Source organism: Weizmannia sp. CD-2023 (genome assembly GCF_036225245.1).
In the GTDB taxonomy this organism is placed as follows: domain Bacteria; phylum Bacillota; class Bacilli; order Bacillales; family Bacillaceae_C; genus Weizmannia; species Weizmannia faecalis.
The window spans coordinates 1-937 of sequence record NZ_JARTJQ010000091.1 but is presented as its reverse complement, the minus strand read 5'-3'; the positions used below and the strand labels follow the sequence as shown (position 1 = coordinate 937).

7 tRNA genes and 1 rRNA gene are annotated in these 937 nt (G+C 50.1%); all 8 read left to right on the top strand.

The window, feature by feature from the left end:
• The first annotated feature begins 86 nt into the window (after positions 1–86).
• The 8 genes from rrf (at position 87) to P9687_RS13755 (ending at position 865) form a co-directional block, all read left to right on the top strand.
• Positions 87–202, top strand: a 5S ribosomal RNA gene (gene rrf, locus P9687_RS13790).
• 8 nt (positions 203–210) lie between these two features.
• Positions 211–286: transfer RNA gene (locus P9687_RS13785), tRNA-Val, on the top strand.
• Positions 287–293: 7 nt separating this feature from the next.
• Positions 294–366, top strand: a tRNA-Lys gene (locus P9687_RS13780).
• Between the two features lie 70 nt (positions 367–436).
• Positions 437–511, top strand: a tRNA-Gly gene (locus P9687_RS13775).
• Positions 512–523: 12 nt separating this feature from the next.
• A tRNA-Leu gene (locus tag P9687_RS13770) sits at positions 524–612 on the top strand.
• Positions 613–622: 10 nt separating this feature from the next.
• A tRNA-Arg gene (locus P9687_RS13765) sits at positions 623–696 on the top strand.
• A 7-nt stretch (positions 697–703) separates the two neighbouring features.
• Positions 704–780 (top strand) — tRNA-Pro (locus P9687_RS13760).
• Positions 781–789: 9 nt separating this feature from the next.
• Positions 790–865 (top strand) — tRNA-Ala (locus P9687_RS13755).
• Positions 866–937 lie beyond the last annotated feature (72 nt).

The following is a 937-nucleotide window of genomic DNA, read 5'->3' as shown; positions in this document are numbered from 1 at the left end:
AATTCTCAAAGTTAGAAACGCGTTCTCCGTTTACAGTTTTTTCTCCCATCCGGTTTTCAGGGAACACATCCCAAAAATTATACAGGTCCGGTGATGATGGCGGAAAGGTCACACCCGTTCCCATCCCGAACACGGAAGTTAAGCTTTCCAGCGCCGATGGTAGTTGGGGGTTTCCCCCTGCGAGAGTAGGACGTTGCCGGGCCATAATACGGAGGATTAGCTCAGCTGGGAGAGCGTCTGCCTTACAAGCAGAGGGTCGGCGGTTCGATCCCGTCATCCTCCACCATAAATATGAGCCATTAGCTCAGTTGGTAGAGCATCTGACTTTTAATCAGAGGGTCGCAGGTTCGAATCCTGCATGGCTCATCATATTTAGCAGGAAATAAGAATTTCAGCCTGTTCAAAGACGGCCTGAAATTCTTTGACCTGAATTTTTGCGGAAGTAGTTCAGTGGTAGAACATCACCTTGCCAAGGTGGGGGTCGCGGGTTCGAATCCCGTCTTCCGCTCCATTTTTTTCTCTTGCCGGGGTGGCGGAATTGGCAGACGCACAGGACTTAAAATCCTGCGGTAGGTGACTACCGTACCGGTTCGACTCCGGTCCTCGGCACCATTCGATATATGCGCCCATAGCTCAATTGGATAGAGCGTTTGACTACGGATCAAAAGGTTAGGGGTTCGACTCCTCTTGGGCGCGCTATATACGGGAAGTAGCTCAGCTTGGTAGAGCACATGGTTTGGGACCATGGGGTCGCAGGTTCGAATCCTGTCTTCCCGACCATTCAAATTCGGGGCCTTAGCTCAGCTGGGAGAGCGCCTGCTTTGCACGCAGGAGGTCAGCGGTTCGATCCCGCTAGGCTCCACCAAAAAAAGTATTGACTTCTAAATAAATAAGTGTTATACTTTAAAAGTTGCTGTTTGTGATTGTTCCTTGAAAA